Source organism: Mucilaginibacter gilvus (genome assembly GCF_004054195.1).
In the GTDB taxonomy this organism is placed as follows: domain Bacteria; phylum Bacteroidota; class Bacteroidia; order Sphingobacteriales; family Sphingobacteriaceae; genus Mucilaginibacter; species Mucilaginibacter gilvus.
Genome location: NZ_SBIW01000030.1, coordinates 77,267 through 93,410 on the forward strand (window position 1 = coordinate 77,267; position 16,144 = coordinate 93,410).

The 16,144-nt window shown below is 45.3% G+C and carries 13 protein-coding genes; 5 read left to right on the forward strand and 8 right to left on the reverse strand.

The features are described from left to right. Positions 1-17: 17 nt before the first annotated feature. Positions 18-1,568, forward strand: a complete 1,551-nt coding sequence (locus EPL05_RS23150) for an Rne/Rng family ribonuclease (RefSeq protein WP_128536362.1) — start codon at positions 18-20, stop codon at positions 1,566-1,568. Between the two features lie 77 nt (positions 1,569-1,645). Here EPL05_RS23150 and EPL05_RS23155 read toward each other — a convergent pair whose 3' ends face one another. Continuing rightward, positions 1,646-2,092, reverse strand: a complete 447-nt coding sequence (locus tag EPL05_RS23155) for a hypothetical protein (protein ID WP_128536363.1) — start codon at positions 2,090-2,092, stop codon at positions 1,646-1,648. Positions 2,093-2,256: 164 nt separating this feature from the next. Here EPL05_RS23155 and EPL05_RS23160 point away from each other — a divergent pair, with 164 nt between their 5' ends. Beyond that, complete coding sequence (locus tag EPL05_RS23160; protein WP_128536364.1) at positions 2,257-2,730, forward strand: hypothetical protein; 474 nt, start codon at positions 2,257-2,259, stop codon at positions 2,728-2,730. Positions 2,731-2,821: 91 nt separating this feature from the next. Continuing rightward, complete coding sequence (gene radA / locus EPL05_RS23165) at positions 2,822-4,294, forward strand: DNA repair protein RadA (RefSeq protein ID WP_128536365.1); 1,473 nt, start codon at positions 2,822-2,824, stop codon at positions 4,292-4,294. Between the two features lie 103 nt (positions 4,295-4,397). On the opposite strand, the gene EPL05_RS23170 is transcribed toward radA, so the two are convergent. The 6 genes from EPL05_RS23170 to dapF all read right to left on the reverse strand — a co-directional run bounded on the left by EPL05_RS23170 (position 4,398) and on the right by dapF (position 12,429). After that, the gene (locus tag EPL05_RS23170) at positions 4,398-5,636 is read right to left on the reverse strand and encodes a PP2C family protein-serine/threonine phosphatase (RefSeq protein ID WP_128536366.1); all 1,239 of its coding nucleotides are present in this window, start codon (positions 5,634-5,636) and stop codon (positions 4,398-4,400) included. 84 nt (positions 5,637-5,720) lie between these two features. Next, positions 5,721-6,848: a glycosyltransferase family 2 protein gene (locus EPL05_RS23175; protein WP_128536367.1), complete on the reverse strand. Its 1,128-nt coding sequence runs from the start codon at positions 6,846-6,848 to the stop codon at positions 5,721-5,723. Then, positions 6,835-7,806: a lysylphosphatidylglycerol synthase domain-containing protein gene (locus EPL05_RS23180; protein ID WP_128536400.1), complete on the reverse strand. Its 972-nt coding sequence runs from the start codon at positions 7,804-7,806 to the stop codon at positions 6,835-6,837. Before EPL05_RS23180 ends, EPL05_RS23175 begins: the two co-directional genes overlap by 14 nt. Positions 7,807-8,007: 201 nt before the next feature. Further along, positions 8,008-10,905: a DEAD/DEAH box helicase gene (locus tag EPL05_RS23185; protein ID WP_128536368.1), complete on the reverse strand. Its 2,898-nt coding sequence runs from the start codon at positions 10,903-10,905 to the stop codon at positions 8,008-8,010. A gap of 138 nt (positions 10,906-11,043) precedes the next feature. Next, positions 11,044-11,613, reverse strand: coding sequence for a hypothetical protein (locus EPL05_RS23190; protein WP_128536369.1), 570 nt, complete (start codon positions 11,611-11,613; stop codon positions 11,044-11,046). A 30-nt stretch (positions 11,614-11,643) separates the two neighbouring features. After that, positions 11,644-12,429 carry a diaminopimelate epimerase gene (gene dapF / locus EPL05_RS23195; RefSeq protein WP_128536370.1) on the reverse strand — a complete coding sequence of 262 codons (786 nt, stop codon included), beginning with the start codon at positions 12,427-12,429 and terminating at the stop codon, positions 11,644-11,646. Between the two features lie 196 nt (positions 12,430-12,625). On the opposite strand from dapF, the gene EPL05_RS23200 reads away from it, so the two are divergent. Continuing rightward, positions 12,626-14,164: a Do family serine endopeptidase gene (locus EPL05_RS23200; RefSeq protein WP_208394823.1), complete on the forward strand. Its 1,539-nt coding sequence runs from the start codon at positions 12,626-12,628 to the stop codon at positions 14,162-14,164. 34 nt (positions 14,165-14,198) lie between these two features. Continuing rightward, the gene (pdeM, locus tag EPL05_RS23205; protein ID WP_243837368.1) at positions 14,199-14,993 is read left to right on the forward strand and encodes a ligase-associated DNA damage response endonuclease PdeM; all 795 of its coding nucleotides are present in this window, start codon (positions 14,199-14,201) and stop codon (positions 14,991-14,993) included. Here pdeM and EPL05_RS23210 read toward each other — a convergent pair. Then, a complete protein-coding gene (locus EPL05_RS23210) occupies positions 14,990-16,123 on the reverse strand; it encodes a TlpA family protein disulfide reductase (protein ID WP_128536372.1) in 1,134 nt (377 codons plus the stop codon). The two genes, pdeM and EPL05_RS23210, sit on opposite strands and share 4 nt — an antisense overlap. Positions 16,124-16,144: the final 21 nt, after the last annotated feature.

Genomic DNA, 16,144 nt, shown 5'->3' on the forward strand with positions numbered 1-16,144 from the left:
AAGAAATGGAGTAGCAATTGATAAAAGAATTAATTATCGATTCATCCCCCAACGGGGCTACTATTGCATTATTACAGGATAAACAACTTGTAGAGCTCCACAAAGAGCAAAATACCAATAATTATACTGTTGGAGATTTGTATTTAGGCCGCATTAAAAAAATTATGCCCAGCCTTAATGCTGCTTTTGTGGATGTAGGATACGAGAAGGATGCCTTTTTGCATTATCTTGATTTGGGGCCGCAGGTACAAAGCCTGCTTAAGCTTACCAAACAAGTACGTAGCGGGGGATACCAATCAAAGCTTTTAGATAACTTTAAGCTCGAAGCTGATATAAACAAAGGGGGAAAGATCTCTGATGTTTTATCAAAGGGAGTGCTTGTGCCCGTACAAATTGCTAAGGAGCCCATCTCAACAAAGGGCCCGAGGTTAAGCAGCGACCTGTCTATTGCAGGCCGCTATGTTGTATTGGTGCCTTTTTCTGAGGTGATCTCCATCTCTAAAAAGATAAAGAGCAATACCGAGCGGAATCGCTTGCGTAAAGTTGTTGAGAGTATCAAACCAAAACATTTCGGCGTAATTATACGCACCGTATCTGAAGGGAAGGGTGTGGACGAGTTGCAAAAAGACCTGCTGGATTTAATATCCAAATGGGAAGTCTTTGTAACCAAGCTCCACGGTACCGAACCATCCAGGAAGGTTTTGGGGGAGATCGGCAGAACATCAACTATCCTGAGGGATATTTTGAACCCGGATTTTCAGCACATTTACACCAACGACCAGGGGATGTATGAAGAGATCCGCTCTTACATACACGAGATCTCGCCTGAGATGGAGGGTATTGTGCGCCTGCATAAACACAAGGAGCCTTTGTTTGAGCATCATGGTATTGATAAGCAGATAAAAGGCGCTTTTGGTAAAACCGTTAATCTTGCCGGTGGCGCTTACCTGGTAATTGAGCATACCGAAGCTTTACACGTTATTGATGTGAACAGCGGGAACCGTACTGCTAATAAAGAGAACCAGGAAGAGAACGCCTACCAGGTAAACAAGGAAGCGGCAAAAGAAATTGCCCGCCAGTTGCGCCTGCGCGATATGGGTGGTATAGTGGTTGTCGATTTTATTGACATGCACAAGCCAACCAACCGTAAAGAGCTTTTTGATTACCTGAAAGCTCAAATGGCCGATGACCGTGCAAAGCACACCATTTTGCCGCCGAGCAAGTTTGGATTGATACAGATCACCCGCCAGCGTGTAAGGCCCGAAATGAACATTGTTACCAGCGAGATATGCCCTGCCTGTAACGGTACTGGCACCATCCGCCCAACGGTGTTGCTGCTTGATGATATTGAGAACAACTTCAACTTCATACTGGAAGAGCAGAATGAGAAAAACATCACCCTCTGCGTACACCCGTACATTGAGGCCTACATTAAAAAGGGGATATTTAACCGCCAGATGAAATGGTACTTTAAATATAACCAGTGGATAAAGGTGAAAACCAACCCGGCTTACCAGTTAACCGAGTTTCACTTTTTCTCTGGTAAAGACGAAGAGATAAAGCTATAATTAGATGCGCGGATTTGCAGATGTGCAAATGAATAGAAAAGAGCAGATGTTTTAAAAAGCATCTGCTCTTTTTTGTTTTACACGCCGGTTGCTCTTATAATCGCTTTATCAATAATAGTGAAATATTTGAAGCGATCGTATTGCCTTGGAACATCGAAATTAGGTTCGAGTGTAAATAGCCATTCGCACTCATTTGCTCCCAATTCAATAGTCGCGAGAGGGAATATTTGTTCGAAATTTTCCGAAGAAAGTTCGGGATAACTTTCTTCCAGATAAGCATACAACAACGTGATGTAATACTCATATTCTGTAGGCAACCCTCTTATTAAGTCTACTTGGTTTTGTGTTGGCTCTTCATCATTAGATGTTCTAATGCTTAATTCGATCTTGTTAGGGCCAATAGAATCAACATTAGCAAACCAAAATCTTTCCTCAGACTGCATGGGGTAATTGAATGTGCCAATTCCGGCTATCGAAAATGAACGTTCTTTAAGCGCGCTATTTTTCTTATTTAATCCAAACATGGATTAAAGATAGATAACTAATCTAAAATTATTTAATAATGCTCCCGATTCGTTTAACTAACAATCAGGCAAATAAATCCGTGCAGATTACAGATGTGCAGATGTTAATAAACCGTCTGCACATTTTTATGTTCATATCTTTAACCGTCACTAAAAAAAGTTAAATGGAAGATTGGAAATTTCTGAAAGAGAACATCTACTATTGTGACGGTTCTTTTCGTGATATTACTATACGTAATACCACGAAAGAGGACTGGAAATTATGGGCTGATGTTGTCAATAAAACATATAAAACGTCTTTCTCTGAAGGAGGGAGTGACATACAGACCGGCAAGATTGACATTTACAGAGTATATGATTATTGGGACGGGAAAACGGACACCTGCTTAGACGCGACAATCTTTATAGGTAATATAGTAGTCAAGACATATTTTTTTACTGACGAAGAAATTGAAAACGATATTACGCCAAAAGAGATTAACACGATTGATGATCACATAAATCTGATGCAATATCTAAGCACCATCTCAACCGCATTAAATAAACGAGTAGTGCTTACACCTGAAAATTATAACCCTTCAATTGAAAAGGAATTAATTATTATTGATAATGACAAAGTTTTGTTTTGCGGGTTATGATGGTATTAATATCCTATTAGCCATAAATTGCTATTTTAATTAGCAATTTATCTGCATATTTGCACTTCTGTAATCTGCACATCTGAAAATTATGGCTAAAACTAAGATCGCATATTTCTGCCAGAGCTGTGGCTACGAATCACCAAAATGGCTGGGTAAATGCCCGGCCTGCCAGTCGTGGAATACCATGGTGGAGGAGGTTTTGGAAAAAGCCAACGCTTCGGTACCCACTTGGAAAGCCAGCCCGGGATCCTCTGTGCGGGCAAATAAACCGGTGCAGGTTGCCGATATTACTTTTAAAGAAGAACATCGCCTGCTTACGCCGGATAAAGAATTTAACCGCGTATTGGGCGGCGGTATTGTAGCTGGTTCGTTGGTATTAATTGGCGGTGAGCCTGGCATAGGGAAATCTACCTTAATGCTCCAACTGGCCCTGAACATGCCGGGCATCAAAGTGCTGTATGTATCCGGCGAGGAAAGCGACCACCAGATAAAAATGCGGGCGGAAAGGCTCACAGCCCAGCCCCCCCCGCCCCCTGAAGGGGGAGCTTTTGATTTGCATGGTACTTCTGCTCCCCCTTCAGGGGGTCGGGGGGCTGGGGACTCTTGCTACATCCTGACCGAAACCTCCACCCAAAACATTTTCAAACAAATAGAAGAATTACAGCCAGACCTGGTGGTGATCGATTCTATCCAAACATTGCATTCAGCGCATGTGGAATCTACTCCGGGGAGCGTTTCGCAAGTGCGCGAGTGTACTGCAGAATTGCTGCGCTTTGCTAAAGAAACGTCTACCCCTGTGTTTTTGATAGGGCACATTACCAAAGATGGCATGATAGCCGGCCCCAAAATACTGGAGCACATGGTTGATACCGTTTTACAGTTTGAAGGCGACCGCCACCACGTATACCGCATTTTGCGAACCATCAAAAATCGTTTCGGTTCGGCATCTGAGCTGGGTATTTACGAAATGCTGGGTGAGGGTTTACGCGAAGTATCCAACCCATCCGAGATCCTATTATCGCAACGCGATGAACCGCTAAGCGGCATCACCATATCTGCCACCTTAGAGGGCATGCGCCCCATGCTGATAGAAACCCAGGCATTGGTAAGCACATCGCCCTACGGTACGCCACAGCGTACGGCAACAGGCTTTGATACCAAACGCATGAGCATGCTGCTGGCCGTGCTGGAAAAGCGCTGTGGTTTCCGCCTTGGTGCAAAAGATGTGTTCCTCAATATCACGGGAGGCATACGCGTAGAAGACCCTGCTATCGATCTTGGTCTTGCTGCGGCTATCATCTCCTCGCATGAGGATATCCCCATCCCGGCAAAAACATGCTTTGCAGGTGAAATAGGCCTCTCCGGGGAGATCCGTGCAGTAAACCGCGTAGAGCAACGCATCGCTGAAGCGCAGAAGCTGGGCTTCGAACAGATCTTTATCTCCAAGTACAATATGCCCTCCGGCGCAAAAGATAAAAACCGGCTCGACCTTTCGCGCTATACCATTGATGTAAAGGTGGTAGGCAGGATTGAGGAAGTGTTTGGGTTATTGTTTGGGTAGAAGTGTTCGTGGCCTCACCCTGTCCTCTCCAAAGGAGAGGGTTCTGAATTTCAAATTTCTTTTAAAGTCCTCTCCTTTGGAGAGGATTTAGGTGAGGCTCTCCTTACGATATCCTCACCGTAAGCAAGGTGATATCATCAATAGGTTTGCCCTTTATTACGGTGTTAATATGGTTCATCATGGCCTCATTAAAATTATCCGGCGTCATATCACCGTTGTTGATTACAAATTCCAGCAGCTTTTCTTCGCTCCAGTTCTTGTAGTTCTGCAGCTCATGATCCATTAACCCGTCGGTATAATTAAAGAAAAGGGTATTAGGGTCAATATCTATTTCGCCTTCGTTTAAAAACGGCAGCTCATCAAAAGCACCAATCATGGTAGTACCCAATTTTAGCGGGAACGCCTCACCATCGCAATATAAAATAGTGGGATTATGACCGGCGTTGATATAATTAAGCTTGCGTGTTTTCTGATTAAAGCGGGCTAAAAACAGGGTGATAAACCGCTCCCCTTTGGTATTATGAATAACCAGCTTGTTTAGCCGTTCTACTATTGTGGTGAGGTCGTCCTCAATGGCCGCCAAGCCTTGCAGGCTCGCCTGGAAATTCGCCATCAGCAGCGCGGCGGAAATCCCCTTGCCCGATACATCTGCAATGCACCATAAAAATTCATCCTCGTTAAGGCGGAAAAAATCATAATAATCGCCGCCGATGTTTTGATGCGGCAGGTATTTAGCACCAACCTCTACACCAACTTCTTTATACACCCGTAGCGGGATCAGCATGTTTTGAACTTCAACGGCCAACTCCATTTCTCGTTGAAAACGTTCGGCCTGCAGGCGTTCGCGGAAAAGCTTTTTGTTCTCCAGTGCCACTACAATTACGTTGATAAGCGTTTGAATAAACGTCAGGTCGTTATTCAACATCTCGCCCGAGGTGTGGAACTCGCCAATGAGCGCATAAGCCAGCGCCTTATTTTTGTGGTAAATGGGGATAAAGTAATCATACCCATTCAACACCGGATTATTGTGGCCGGTTAATACCGATGGTGACTTTATTTTACTTAAATGCGCCCATGTACCATTAAGTACAGTAGCCGACTCTAAAGCCCCGCCATATTTAGAAATGCAGCTGTAAACTTTGTCTTTAGCGATAAGGAAACGGAATTTGCCTATTTGCAGATAGTTTTGCAGGATAACCTCCAGCATTTTGATCAGATCGGGCGTGGAAGCGTTTTTGTTGATCGCCCGCGTAATTTCCAGCAAAGCATTCAACTCCGACTGCCGTTTTAAGAGCAGCCTGATCAGTTCGTCTTCGCCTGAACTATCCTGGGTGTGTTGCATTATTATAATAGGCAGCCTAAAATAATGAATAATTCCATCTAAACAGGATTTGTTTGCTTTTTCTGCTTTTAATTAATAAGAAAATTATCGCACGGTGCGCCCCTTCCAGGAGTATTTGCGGGTATTGCCGATAAGGCCGACGTAAACAAAATAGATAATGTGTATGGGAATGAGGATGATAAGCAATCCCACAAGGTTGGTCCGCTTGAAAAAGGCAGCTATCGGCAACAGGAAAGCCACCTCAAAAATATATTTCAAAAGAAACTGAACGAGAAAGAGTTTGAGGAAGAAAATGTTGTAAAAGCCCAGCCCGGCGTTCACCAGCAGCGATAAATTGAACAGCCAGATACATACCGCCAGCGCCACTATCCATTTGTCTTTATACTTGGTAGATTTTGATGCCCAGCGGCGTCGCTGCTGTAAAAACTGCTGCAGGGTATGCTTGGCATGGGTGTAAACAATAGCTTCGCTATTCTTTAAAAAGCCAATGCGCTCGGGGTATTTAACGGCTACTTTTTGCAACAGCAATTCGTCATCGCCCGATGCCAGGTCGTCGATACCTTTAAAGCCGCCTACTTCGTAAAAAACATCTTTACGGTAAGCCAAATTAGCGCCGTTACATGTAGATGCCCTGCCATTGCCAATAAAAGCCGCGCCGATACCGATGAGGTAAGAAAACTCAAGGGTTTGCAGCAATTCAAATAAGGTCTTCTCCTCAAAATAGGTTACCGGGGAGGATATCATCACCGGGTTATGGGTTTCGTAGTAGCTTACAACCGCTCTGAGCCAGTTTTTCCCCATGCGGCAATCCGCATCGGTTGCTACCATCAGTTCGCCGGTGGAGCGGGCAATGGCTTCGGCAATGGCTTTCTTTTTATAAGAGTTCAGCGGTTTGTCTTCCCGGAGCTGCATTAGTATAATGCCATCTGTGGCATAGCTGCGAATAATATCGGCAGTGTTATCGGTGGAATGATCGTCTACAATAATCACTTCTACTAAATGCCGGGGATAATCCTGCGCAATGATATCTTCTATGGTGTACCGGATGCGTTCTTCTTCATCCCGCGCGGCGATAAGGATAGTTACTTTTGTGGTAAGGCTTGCGCCATCGGTTTTTGGGCGCCTGAGTGCGGCCCATCCTTTTATGAGGTAAGCAAGCACCAGCAGGTAAAGACCGGTTAAGAACAGGGAAATAATACTATGTGCGATCAAAGAATTTTAGTTTAAGTACAAATACCGACCCCATAATGGCCGGGATAATAAGATTAATAAGCCAGATAGACGATACCGCCGCAATAATAGCTATTTGCTGGTTGGTAATATATAAAAACAGGTGCATGGCGGTAAAGCTGCGCACGCCTATATCCAGCAGATCCAGTGAGGGGAGTGCCGATTGAATAAAAACAAACACCACAACGGTAAGCATCATTGGCAGCAGGGGCAGGGTGGGTAACAGCAGGTGTATCACCAAATAATACTGAACAGAGAACACTACAAAGCGTGCCAGGCTATAGCCGATAACCACCGTTAGTTCGTGGCTTTCGTACCGGCCCATGATATCAAAAAAGCGGTGATATTTTTTGAGGAACCTGATCTTATCCAGCAAGCTTACCAGCCATTTAATGTTGAAGTAAACTACCAGCAGCAACACTAAAAACGCAAGTGATAAAACGGTTATACACAAAAATAGCCAGGTGTTTAAGTTTAAAAAGCTATAGATAAACCAAAGCGAGGCTAAAACCCCGGCAACATTGGTGATCACATTCTGTGCGAATGCACCTACGGCCATGGCAAATACCCCATGGATACGTTTACGGTTTGGCAGAAACATTACCCTGCCGCCAAATTCGCCGATACGGTTGGGGGTGAAGATGGCCCAGGTAAGCCCGCAAAAAACGGCTTCAATGGCTACCCATACCGAAATATTGGCTAAGCGTTTGGAGAGATATTGCCATTTAAAACTCTCCAGCAACCAGTTAACCAGCATTAAAAGCACAACAGCAGATAAGGTAATAACTACCTGCTGGCGACTGATGCGGGTTATCAGGTCTTCGAATTGTTTGAGGTCGGTATTCTTCTTTAAAAATTTATGATAAATAAAATAGAAGGCCAAAACCAGTATAGTGGCTTTAAGCAGGTAGGAAAGAATTTTTTTAGTGGTAGCTGTCAACAAGTAAATTTTCTGCAAGTTTACAAAAAGCAAAAGCAAGCGATGGGCTCATGGTCAAATATTCGGGTTAAGCCGAATGAATATGGCAATGCATATACAAAATAGTTGACGGTTTTGTTTGGGTGTGAGGCGGCGGTGGGGACACCGCCGCAGGGGAGGCTTCATTGTGCCGTTGTCCTCTCCGGCACAGCTAAGTTTGCCTTACCCCAATATCTCCTTAATATCCTCGGCCGAAAGCGATTTAATAAAGCTTTCTTCCGTTGTGATGAGCGAGCGGGCTACGCTGAGCTTGCGTTGTTGCAGGGCCAGGATCTTTTCCTCTACGGTATCTTTGGTGATGAATTTATAAATGAACACGTTTTTGGTTTGGCCGATGCGGTGGGTACGGTCTATAGCTTGTTGCTCTACGGCCGGGTTCCACCATGGGTCGAGGATGAAAACGTAATCGGCTTCGGTAAGATTTAAGCCTACGCCACCCGCTTTTATAGAGATGAGGAACACCCTTGTTTTTACATCTTCCTGGAATTGCTTTACTACATCGCCACGGTTTTGGGTGCTGCCGTCCAGGTAAACGTAGGGAATATTATTCTGGTCGAAATGTTCGCGGTAGATGTTCAACTGCTTTACAAACTGGGAAAATATCAGCACTTTATGCCCGCCATCCAATACGTTGGCAAGGGTATGCACCACATTCTCAAACTTGCCCGAATCGCCCTCGTACTCCTTATCTATCATTAAAGGGTGGTTGGCAATCTGGCGCAATTTTATCAGGCCCTGTAATACCTGTATCTGCGTTTTGGCGTAAGTGCCATCCTCAATACTGCGGAGCAATTCGTTGCGGTATTCAGATTTTACCTTGTCGTAAACTTCCGCCTGTTCCTCGCTCATCTGGCAATAGAACAAGTTTTCGGTTTTTGGCGGGAGTTCGGTTGCTACCTGCTCCTTGGTGCGGCGTAGTACAAACGGCTTGATGATGGCCTGCAGCTTGCGGGCTTTTTCCTCGTCCTTCTTTTTCTCAATCGGTGTTACAAATTCATTCTGAAAATAGATCTGCGCACCCAATAACCCGGGATTGATGAAGCTCATCTGCGTCCATAGATCATTAACCGAATTCTCTACCGGCGTACCGCTCAATATCAACTTGAAACGCGATTTTAGTTGCCTTACCGATTGGAACGATTTGGACGATGGGTTTTTGATGTTCTGGCTTTCATCCAATATCACGTAATCGAAGTAGTACGCCTTAAACATCTCTATATCTATCCGGCTGATGCCGTAGGTAGTGATCACTACATCGTAATTGGCAAACACATCTGCCGATTTATAACGGAACGCCCCGGTATGCACCATCAGCCTCAACTGCGGCGCGAATTTTTTAGCTTCGTTAAGCCAGTTGTATATCAGCGAGGTAGGCATAATCACCAGCGAGGTGGCTTTGCTGCCCGCCGCTTCGGTATCTTCCTTATGTTTTTGCAGCAGGGCCAGCGTTTGGATGGTTTTACCCAGACCCATATCATCTGCCAAACAGCCGCCAAAATGGTATTCCTTTAAAAAGTGGAACCAGTTGTAACCGGCCTTTTGGTAGGGGCGCAGGCTGCCTGCAAAGTTTACCGGCATTGGTACATCCTCGGTTTCTTCGTAATTGGTGAGTTTTTGCAGCTTACGGCTCATGGCTGTCTCGGCCATTTCGCCTTCCAGGTCGTTCACCAAACCAATATGATGGCGGCGTAATTTTAGGCCGTCGCCCCCCTCGCTAAAGTGCAGCAGGTTGCCATATTGCGAAAACCATTGCTCGGGGATTACCGCTATCTCGCCCGATGGCAGTATAAATTCTTTTTTATGGTTGAGGATGTGATTCTTAAGCTGGATGAATGGGATGCGGTACGGGCCGAAGCACACTACTGCATTAATATCAAACCAATCGTTACTTTCTTTTATCTCCAGGTCTATTTTAGTGGTGCCGAAAACGTAGCGCTTTTGCCCGTCGGGCTGTTCCAGCTCAAAACCTTTTTCTATCAGTTCGTCGTGGTGATGGTTAAGCCATTCAAAAACAGGGAAGGCCCTGTCGGTATCATCGTCATCATGTGCCACTTCTAAATTCTGAAACAAGGATGATGTGGTTTTTAAACCCATTGCCTCCAGTTGCGCCAGCTTGCCTTTCTCCCAGGTAACCGAGCGCTTGATGCGGTGAAACAGGTAGTCGTCGCCGGTGCGTTCCATGCGTACCGAAACGTGCCTGCCATCTCCATACGGGAAAATGTACCCGGCGTATTTAAAATAAAGCTGTAGTTGCGATGTGCCGCCCTCTACATATATCGGTTTCAGGAAAGCCGTAGCGTCGTATTTTTCCGTATTGATCGTAAAACCTTCGGCGTATACATTGTGCTTCTCTATCAGCGGGGCAACAAATTTTTCGAAATACGATTGCTCCGACGATTTTGGGATGGAAATAAACCTTTTATTTAAAAACGGCTGTAGTTTTTTACCCTCTATCTCTTTATCAAAGTAGTATAGCGTATCATCCAGCAGCATCCATGCGGGATGGTTGCAAATCACTTCGGCATCCTTAAACATAAATTCGATGCGCATCCCCTGGTATTTAATGGTAGGGAAATAGCGGATCTCCTCTTCGTTCCTGCGGAAATGGAACAGTACCGAAGCCGGCTCATCTGCAATATGCACTTTGCGCCCGGCTGGGTAACCCTCCTTGCTCATCAGGTACATTTGCTTATTGCCCACGCCAAGTAAGGCCAATGCTTCCACGATCTTCTTTTCTATTTTGGGGCGGATAACGTCGAAAAGCTGATCGTTAAAAACCTTGGCGAAATATTCAAACGGGCGGATAGGTTTTTTATAGAACTTTTTAATGATGTTCCCCTGCTCCATATCCTCCAGTATCTTGATGAGCCTGCGGTCGGTATCATCAATACAGTGACTGAACTCTACCGCGGTATTGCTGAAAAGGCGCTGGTGGGTAAAAGAAAATTCTCCGTTGGGGTTAAGCTGCACAATATGCGGCTCTATCACGTACGACAGGTAATCGTGCCGGGCAATGGCATAAATTATTTGGCAAGGTTTGCTGCTGTCTACGCGTAACATCAATTTCTGATAAAAAATTAATGAAAGCTACATCAACAAAAAATTCAAACGTAAACAGAATTTATAGCAAACTAAAATCTTTAGCGAAATTTTTATTAACAAATGTGGCAAGCCAAAGATTAAGTAACGTTTGCGGTGCTACATCATGGGTGGCGGGTCTTCAATTTTTGGTACATAGCCGGCCTTCTTCTGGGTATCTAAAATTTGCTTAAGCAAGGCTGGCGTATTAAGGGTTCTGCCTTTGTAAGCTATTTTTGATGGCATCTTCCACAGCTGGTTAACTGCATCCCGGAAGCCCTGCGCCATAAATTCATTTACTAACGTAAAGGGATAGGTGTTTCCTTTCAGGTCGGTGTAACTGATGTATTCCAGCGGATTGGCGCGATGAAACCGGGGATCGATATGATCGGTCACCATGTAGCTTTTTAGTGGCTTTTTGCCGTTAAAAAACTTGTTGAGTTTGGCTATGGAAGTATCGGCAAGGGGATAGTTGGTCTCAATAATGCCATTTGGCAATTTATCAAGTAAATGAAGCAAGCCATTGCTGCTAATTTCCATTATTTCCCTAATATCGGCTTTTTTAGTAGCCTCATCATAATCGTAGGTGATGTATAAAAAGCTTGCAAAGGCAGGTTTTACATTTTGTGCCCGTGCGGAAAAGCTGCCGGTTAGTAAAACGCAAATAATAAGCAGTTTGAGGTTTTGCATGGTTAGGTTTTGATAGGGTAAATATAGAAATTAAACCTCTATCTCCCCATCAAATACCAACTCTGCAGGGCCTTCTAAAAAGATATTGCTGAATTTTTCGCCGTCGTTATCAAAGCGGATATTGAGGTCGCCTCCTAAAACTTTTATGGGTGTGCTGATGGTACCGAATTGCCTGTTGTGTTTGGCCATGGCCAGTGCCACCGCGGTAACACCCGTGCCGCAAGCGTAAGTTTCGTTCTCTACGCCGCGCTCAAAGGTGCGCACAAAGTAGCCCTCGCCGGTTTTTTCGGCAAAGTTTACGTTGATGCCTTTGGCTTTATAGGTGGCGTTGTTACGGATAGCGTAACCTTCGTTATAAACATCTTTTATGGCGAGGTCTGTAGCGATTTTAACGTAGTGGGGCGAGCCGGTGTCCAGCACGTAGGCGTCGCCGTCTTTGCTAACGTCGGCCACATCAATCATCTGCAGGCTTACCCAGGTGCCTTCTTCTGAAATTTTGGCATGATGCGGGCCATCCGTAGCCAGAAAATTTGTCGTATCGTAAATGATGCCCAGGTGTTTGGCAAAGGCTACAATGCAGCGCCCGCCATTACCGCACATGCTGCCTTCGTTACCGTCGGCATTGTAGTAAACCATTTTAAAATCGTAGCCTTCCAGGTTCTCCAACAGCATTAATCCGTCGCCGCCAATACCGAAACGGCGGTCGCAAAGCTTGGTAACAGCCTCTTTAGTTGGTTGATTAACAATGCTTTCGCGATTGTCTATCAAAATAAAATCGTTGCCCGCACCCTGGTACTTATAAAACTTTATATTCACTTGAAATTTATTAAAAAGATGGCCTTTGCTTTGATAAGACTAACATGCCATAACAAATGTTTGCGCGTGTTAATGTTAATTTAACAATTTTTAACAAAATTGCACATAACTTATCATTGTTTATGTCGTCTATATGGTATTAAATTTGAATGCCGATAGATCATATCGTAAACATAAAAGAGAATTGAAGAAAAATATGAAAAAGTTTGGTTTAACACTATTGACCGCCTTCGCGGGCGGTGCCTTAGCCTTAGGCGTGTATAAGTTTGCCGAAAACAAGTACGACCAGGGCATGAGTTTCGAAGACAAGCAAAAGGTTTATTTTGCCAGCAACCGTTCAGCCGCGCCCGTGGTATCATCGGCCGGTACGGCAGATTTTACACAGGCTGCAGCAGAGGTTACCCCGGCGGTTGTTTATATCCGCACTACTTACGCTGCAAAAAGCGGCGGTAACCAGGATCAGTTTGAACAAATGTTTGGCCAGATGTTTGGCCAGCGCACGAGGCCGCAAGGCCCGCAAATGGCATCGGGTTCGGGTGTAATTATCTCTCCTGATGGCTATATTGTTACCAACAACCACGTGGTGGCAAAAGCCGAGAAGATTACTATCGTTACCAACGATCACCGCCAGTTTGAGGCGAAAGTGATCGGTACCGACCCTAATACCGACCTTGCTTTAATAAAAATTAACGCTACCAACCTGCCCATTGTAAAATTGGGTAACTCTGATGCCGTTCGCGTTGGCGAGTGGGTGCTGGCAGTGGGTAACCCTTTTAAATTAACATCAACTGTTACCGCGGGTATTGTCAGCGCGAAAGGGCGTAGCATTAATATTATTGGTAAGGATGATGATGAAGACCAGGACCAGAATCCGTTTGGCCCGGTTACGCAACAAAACCCAACCCTTCGTAAGGGGATCGAATCGTTCATCCAAACAGATGCGGCTATTAACCCTGGTAACAGCGGTGGCGCATTGGTAAACACTGCCGGCGAGCTGATCGGGATCAACGCGGCTATCGCTTCGCATACCGGCTCATACGAAGGTTATGGCTTTGCCATCCCTGTGAATTTGGCTAAAAAGGTATTAAACGATATCAAAAAATTCGGTTCGGTTAAACGCGGGTACATCGGTATCAGCTTTGCTGACCTGAGCGACCCCGAAGCCGCGCAAGGCTTAAAAACCGACAAAACAAACGGCCTTTACGTAAACTCTTTAGTTGAAGGTGGCGGCGCCGAGAAAGCCGGCATCCAGCCAGGTGATATCATTACCAAAGTAGAAGGTAACACCGTTTACGAGTCATCTGACCTGCAGGAGCGTGTAGCCCGTTTACAACCAGGCGATAACATCAAAATAACCGTACTGCGTAACGGCAGCGAAAAGAATTTTGATGTAACGCTTAAAGCGGAAGCCCCGGTTGCTAAATCTGCAGCGCTTTCTAAATCAGCGTCGGAATTGTTTAACAAGCTGGGCGCAGGCTTCCAGCCGTTAAGCCAGGCACAAAAAACCAAGTTCCATGTAAACTCCGGTGTGCTGGTAACCCAGGTGCGTGCAGGCGGGATATTTGATGATACCGAGATCCCGGTAGGGTCGGTTATTACGTCTATCAACAAGCAACCCATCAACAGTGTTAATGATATGGACAACGTGATCACCAACCTTAAAAACGGCAGACTGATCATCACCGGCTACTATCCAAACGGTGGCAGCTTCAGCAACGTTTTCGAAATACAGTAATTTAAAGTATTTATTTTAATAAAGGAACCCGGCGATGAGCCGGGTTCCTTTGTTTAACTCCATTCCGGCCCTCGCCAAAGGAGAAGGTGGTAAGAAAAATATTTTTGCTTTTGCTCCCTCTCCTTTGGAGAGGGTTTGGGTGAGGTGTATCTTTGCCACCGATATGACGATGAGTGCGGGTACCCCTTTTAATTTTTTAGACCAGGATCTTTTATTGCTTCCGCAGAAGGCTATTTACTGGCAACAGGAGAAAGCCCTGATTGCTGCCGATGTACATTTGGGTAAGGTTGGGCATTTCCGCAAGGCGGGAATAGCTATTCCGCGCGATATGGAGCAGGATGACCTGGCCATGCTATCAGACCTCATTGCCGAACATCGCCCCGAAAAAATAATTTTCCTGGGCGACCTGTTCCACAGCGACCTGAACGCCGATTGGGATTGGTTTGTAATGTGGCGCAAACAGTTCCCCAAGCTGCAGATCATCCTGGTAAAAGGTAACCACGATATAATTCACGATAAACATTACCTGGCATTAGATATAGTACTGACGGAAGAATTAACTGTTGGCCCCTTCCTGATGCTGCACCACCCCCTCGCCGACCCTGCCGTAAGAGCCGAAGGAGGCTACGTGCTATGCGGACATATCCACCCTGGGGTTAATTTGGTGGGCCGGGGCAGGCAGAGTATTACCCTGCCTTGTTTTGCGTTTGGTAAAAATCAGGCCATATTACCCTCCTTTGGCAGGTTTACCGGCAAGGTTGCCATCCGCAGCCAAAAGAATGACAGTATTTTTGGCGTGCTGAAAGATAAAGTGATCGCTATCAGTTAATGCGTCTTCAAATATTCATGCACCTCGGTATCTATCTCGCCGAAGGGTACGTTTGATTTGATCGTCTTCCAGTTCTTATCAACCAGCATAAATGTTGGTAGTGTATTTATTTCCCATTTCGTCACATTTGTCGATGCATCGCCATCCTGTAATTGCTGCCATGGCTTATTGTCGTTTTTAATAGCTTTTAGCCAAACGTCTTTTTTATCATCTAAAGCAACCGTTACCACACCAAAGTTTTTTTGATCGGCAGGGGTGAGGATGATGCCTTTTACCAGTTGCTTATGGATCAGGTCGCTGGTTTCGTTGCTTGGTTTCCAAAACTCTACAAGGGTGATCTTTTTGTCGATGGCTTTTTTGTTGAAAGGTTTGCCATCGGGCGTTGTGCCGGCAATATCCGGGGCGTCTGCACCGGCAACCTGGCTAAGCATATTGCCCAGTTTGTTGCGGATCTTTAAGCCATCATCGCTCAACTTCACATCATCCGGCAGCTTTTGAAAAAGCTCGTTGTATGCCTCTGCGTATTCGGGGTAGTACACCTGCACAATAATATGTGCGCCAATTTTAGCTTTGGGGTATTTGTCGGTGTATTCTTTAAGCACTTTCAAATCTAACAGGCGGCGCGCTTTTTGTACCTCGCGGGTGCTGGTGTACAACGCGGCACGGTCTTGTTTTGACAAAGCCGCCACAGTGTTTGATTGCAGGTAGCGGGTTAACGAATCTATTTTACGATCCATGGCTCCGGTATACTTGTCCAGCAATTGATAGTACTCGTTAAGTTCTTTTTGCGGTGCCGATGTTGTGGTAATGGCAGGGTAATCCGCAGGCTTGGCCGGGTTGGTTTGGATGGTGTAGCTCCCGTTCTCCAGGTAAATATCGTAAGCTATTTTGGAGGTGATGGGCTTGTTGTTATCAATTACGCTGAGGCTGTAGTAGCCGGGTGCTTGCAATTGAGTACTTTTAGTAAGCTCACCGTTTTTAAGCGGCTCATTAAAAGTAAGTTCATTGGCCTGTTTCAATAATACAACGCCGTTGGCAACACCATCGGCCTTAATGCTTATATCTAATTTGGGGGCTTGTTTACAAGATGCGAATAACAGTAGGAGCGACGCTGTGTAAAGTATTTTCATGCGGATGGTTTAGTAGCCCTA

Bases quoted from the DNA above. Each gene is read 5' to 3' on its own strand.
- EPL05_RS23155 (WP_128536363.1), bottom strand. From the start codon at position 2,092: ATGTTTGGATTAAATAAGAAAAATAGCGCGCTTAAAGAACGTTCATTT.
- EPL05_RS23210 (WP_128536372.1), bottom strand. From the start codon at position 16,123: ATGAAAATACTTTACACAGCGTCGCTCCTACTGTTATTCGCATCTTGT.
- EPL05_RS23160 (WP_128536364.1), top strand. From the start codon at position 2,257: ATGGAAGATTGGAAATTTCTGAAAGAGAACATCTACTATTGTGACGGT.
- EPL05_RS23170 (WP_128536366.1), bottom strand. From the start codon at position 5,636: ATGCAACACACCCAGGATAGTTCAGGCGAAGACGAACTGATCAGGCTG.
- radA (WP_128536365.1), top strand. From the start codon at position 2,822: ATGGCTAAAACTAAGATCGCATATTTCTGCCAGAGCTGTGGCTACGAA.
- EPL05_RS23185 (WP_128536368.1), bottom strand. From the start codon at position 10,905: ATGTTACGCGTAGACAGCAGCAAACCTTGCCAAATAATTTATGCCATT.
- EPL05_RS23200 (WP_208394823.1), top strand. From the start codon at position 12,626: ATGAAAAAGTTTGGTTTAACACTATTGACCGCCTTCGCGGGCGGTGCC.
- EPL05_RS23190 (WP_128536369.1), bottom strand. From the start codon at position 11,613: ATGCAAAACCTCAAACTGCTTATTATTTGCGTTTTACTAACCGGCAGC.
- pdeM (WP_243837368.1), top strand. From the start codon at position 14,199: ATGAGCCGGGTTCCTTTGTTTAACTCCATTCCGGCCCTCGCCAAAGGA.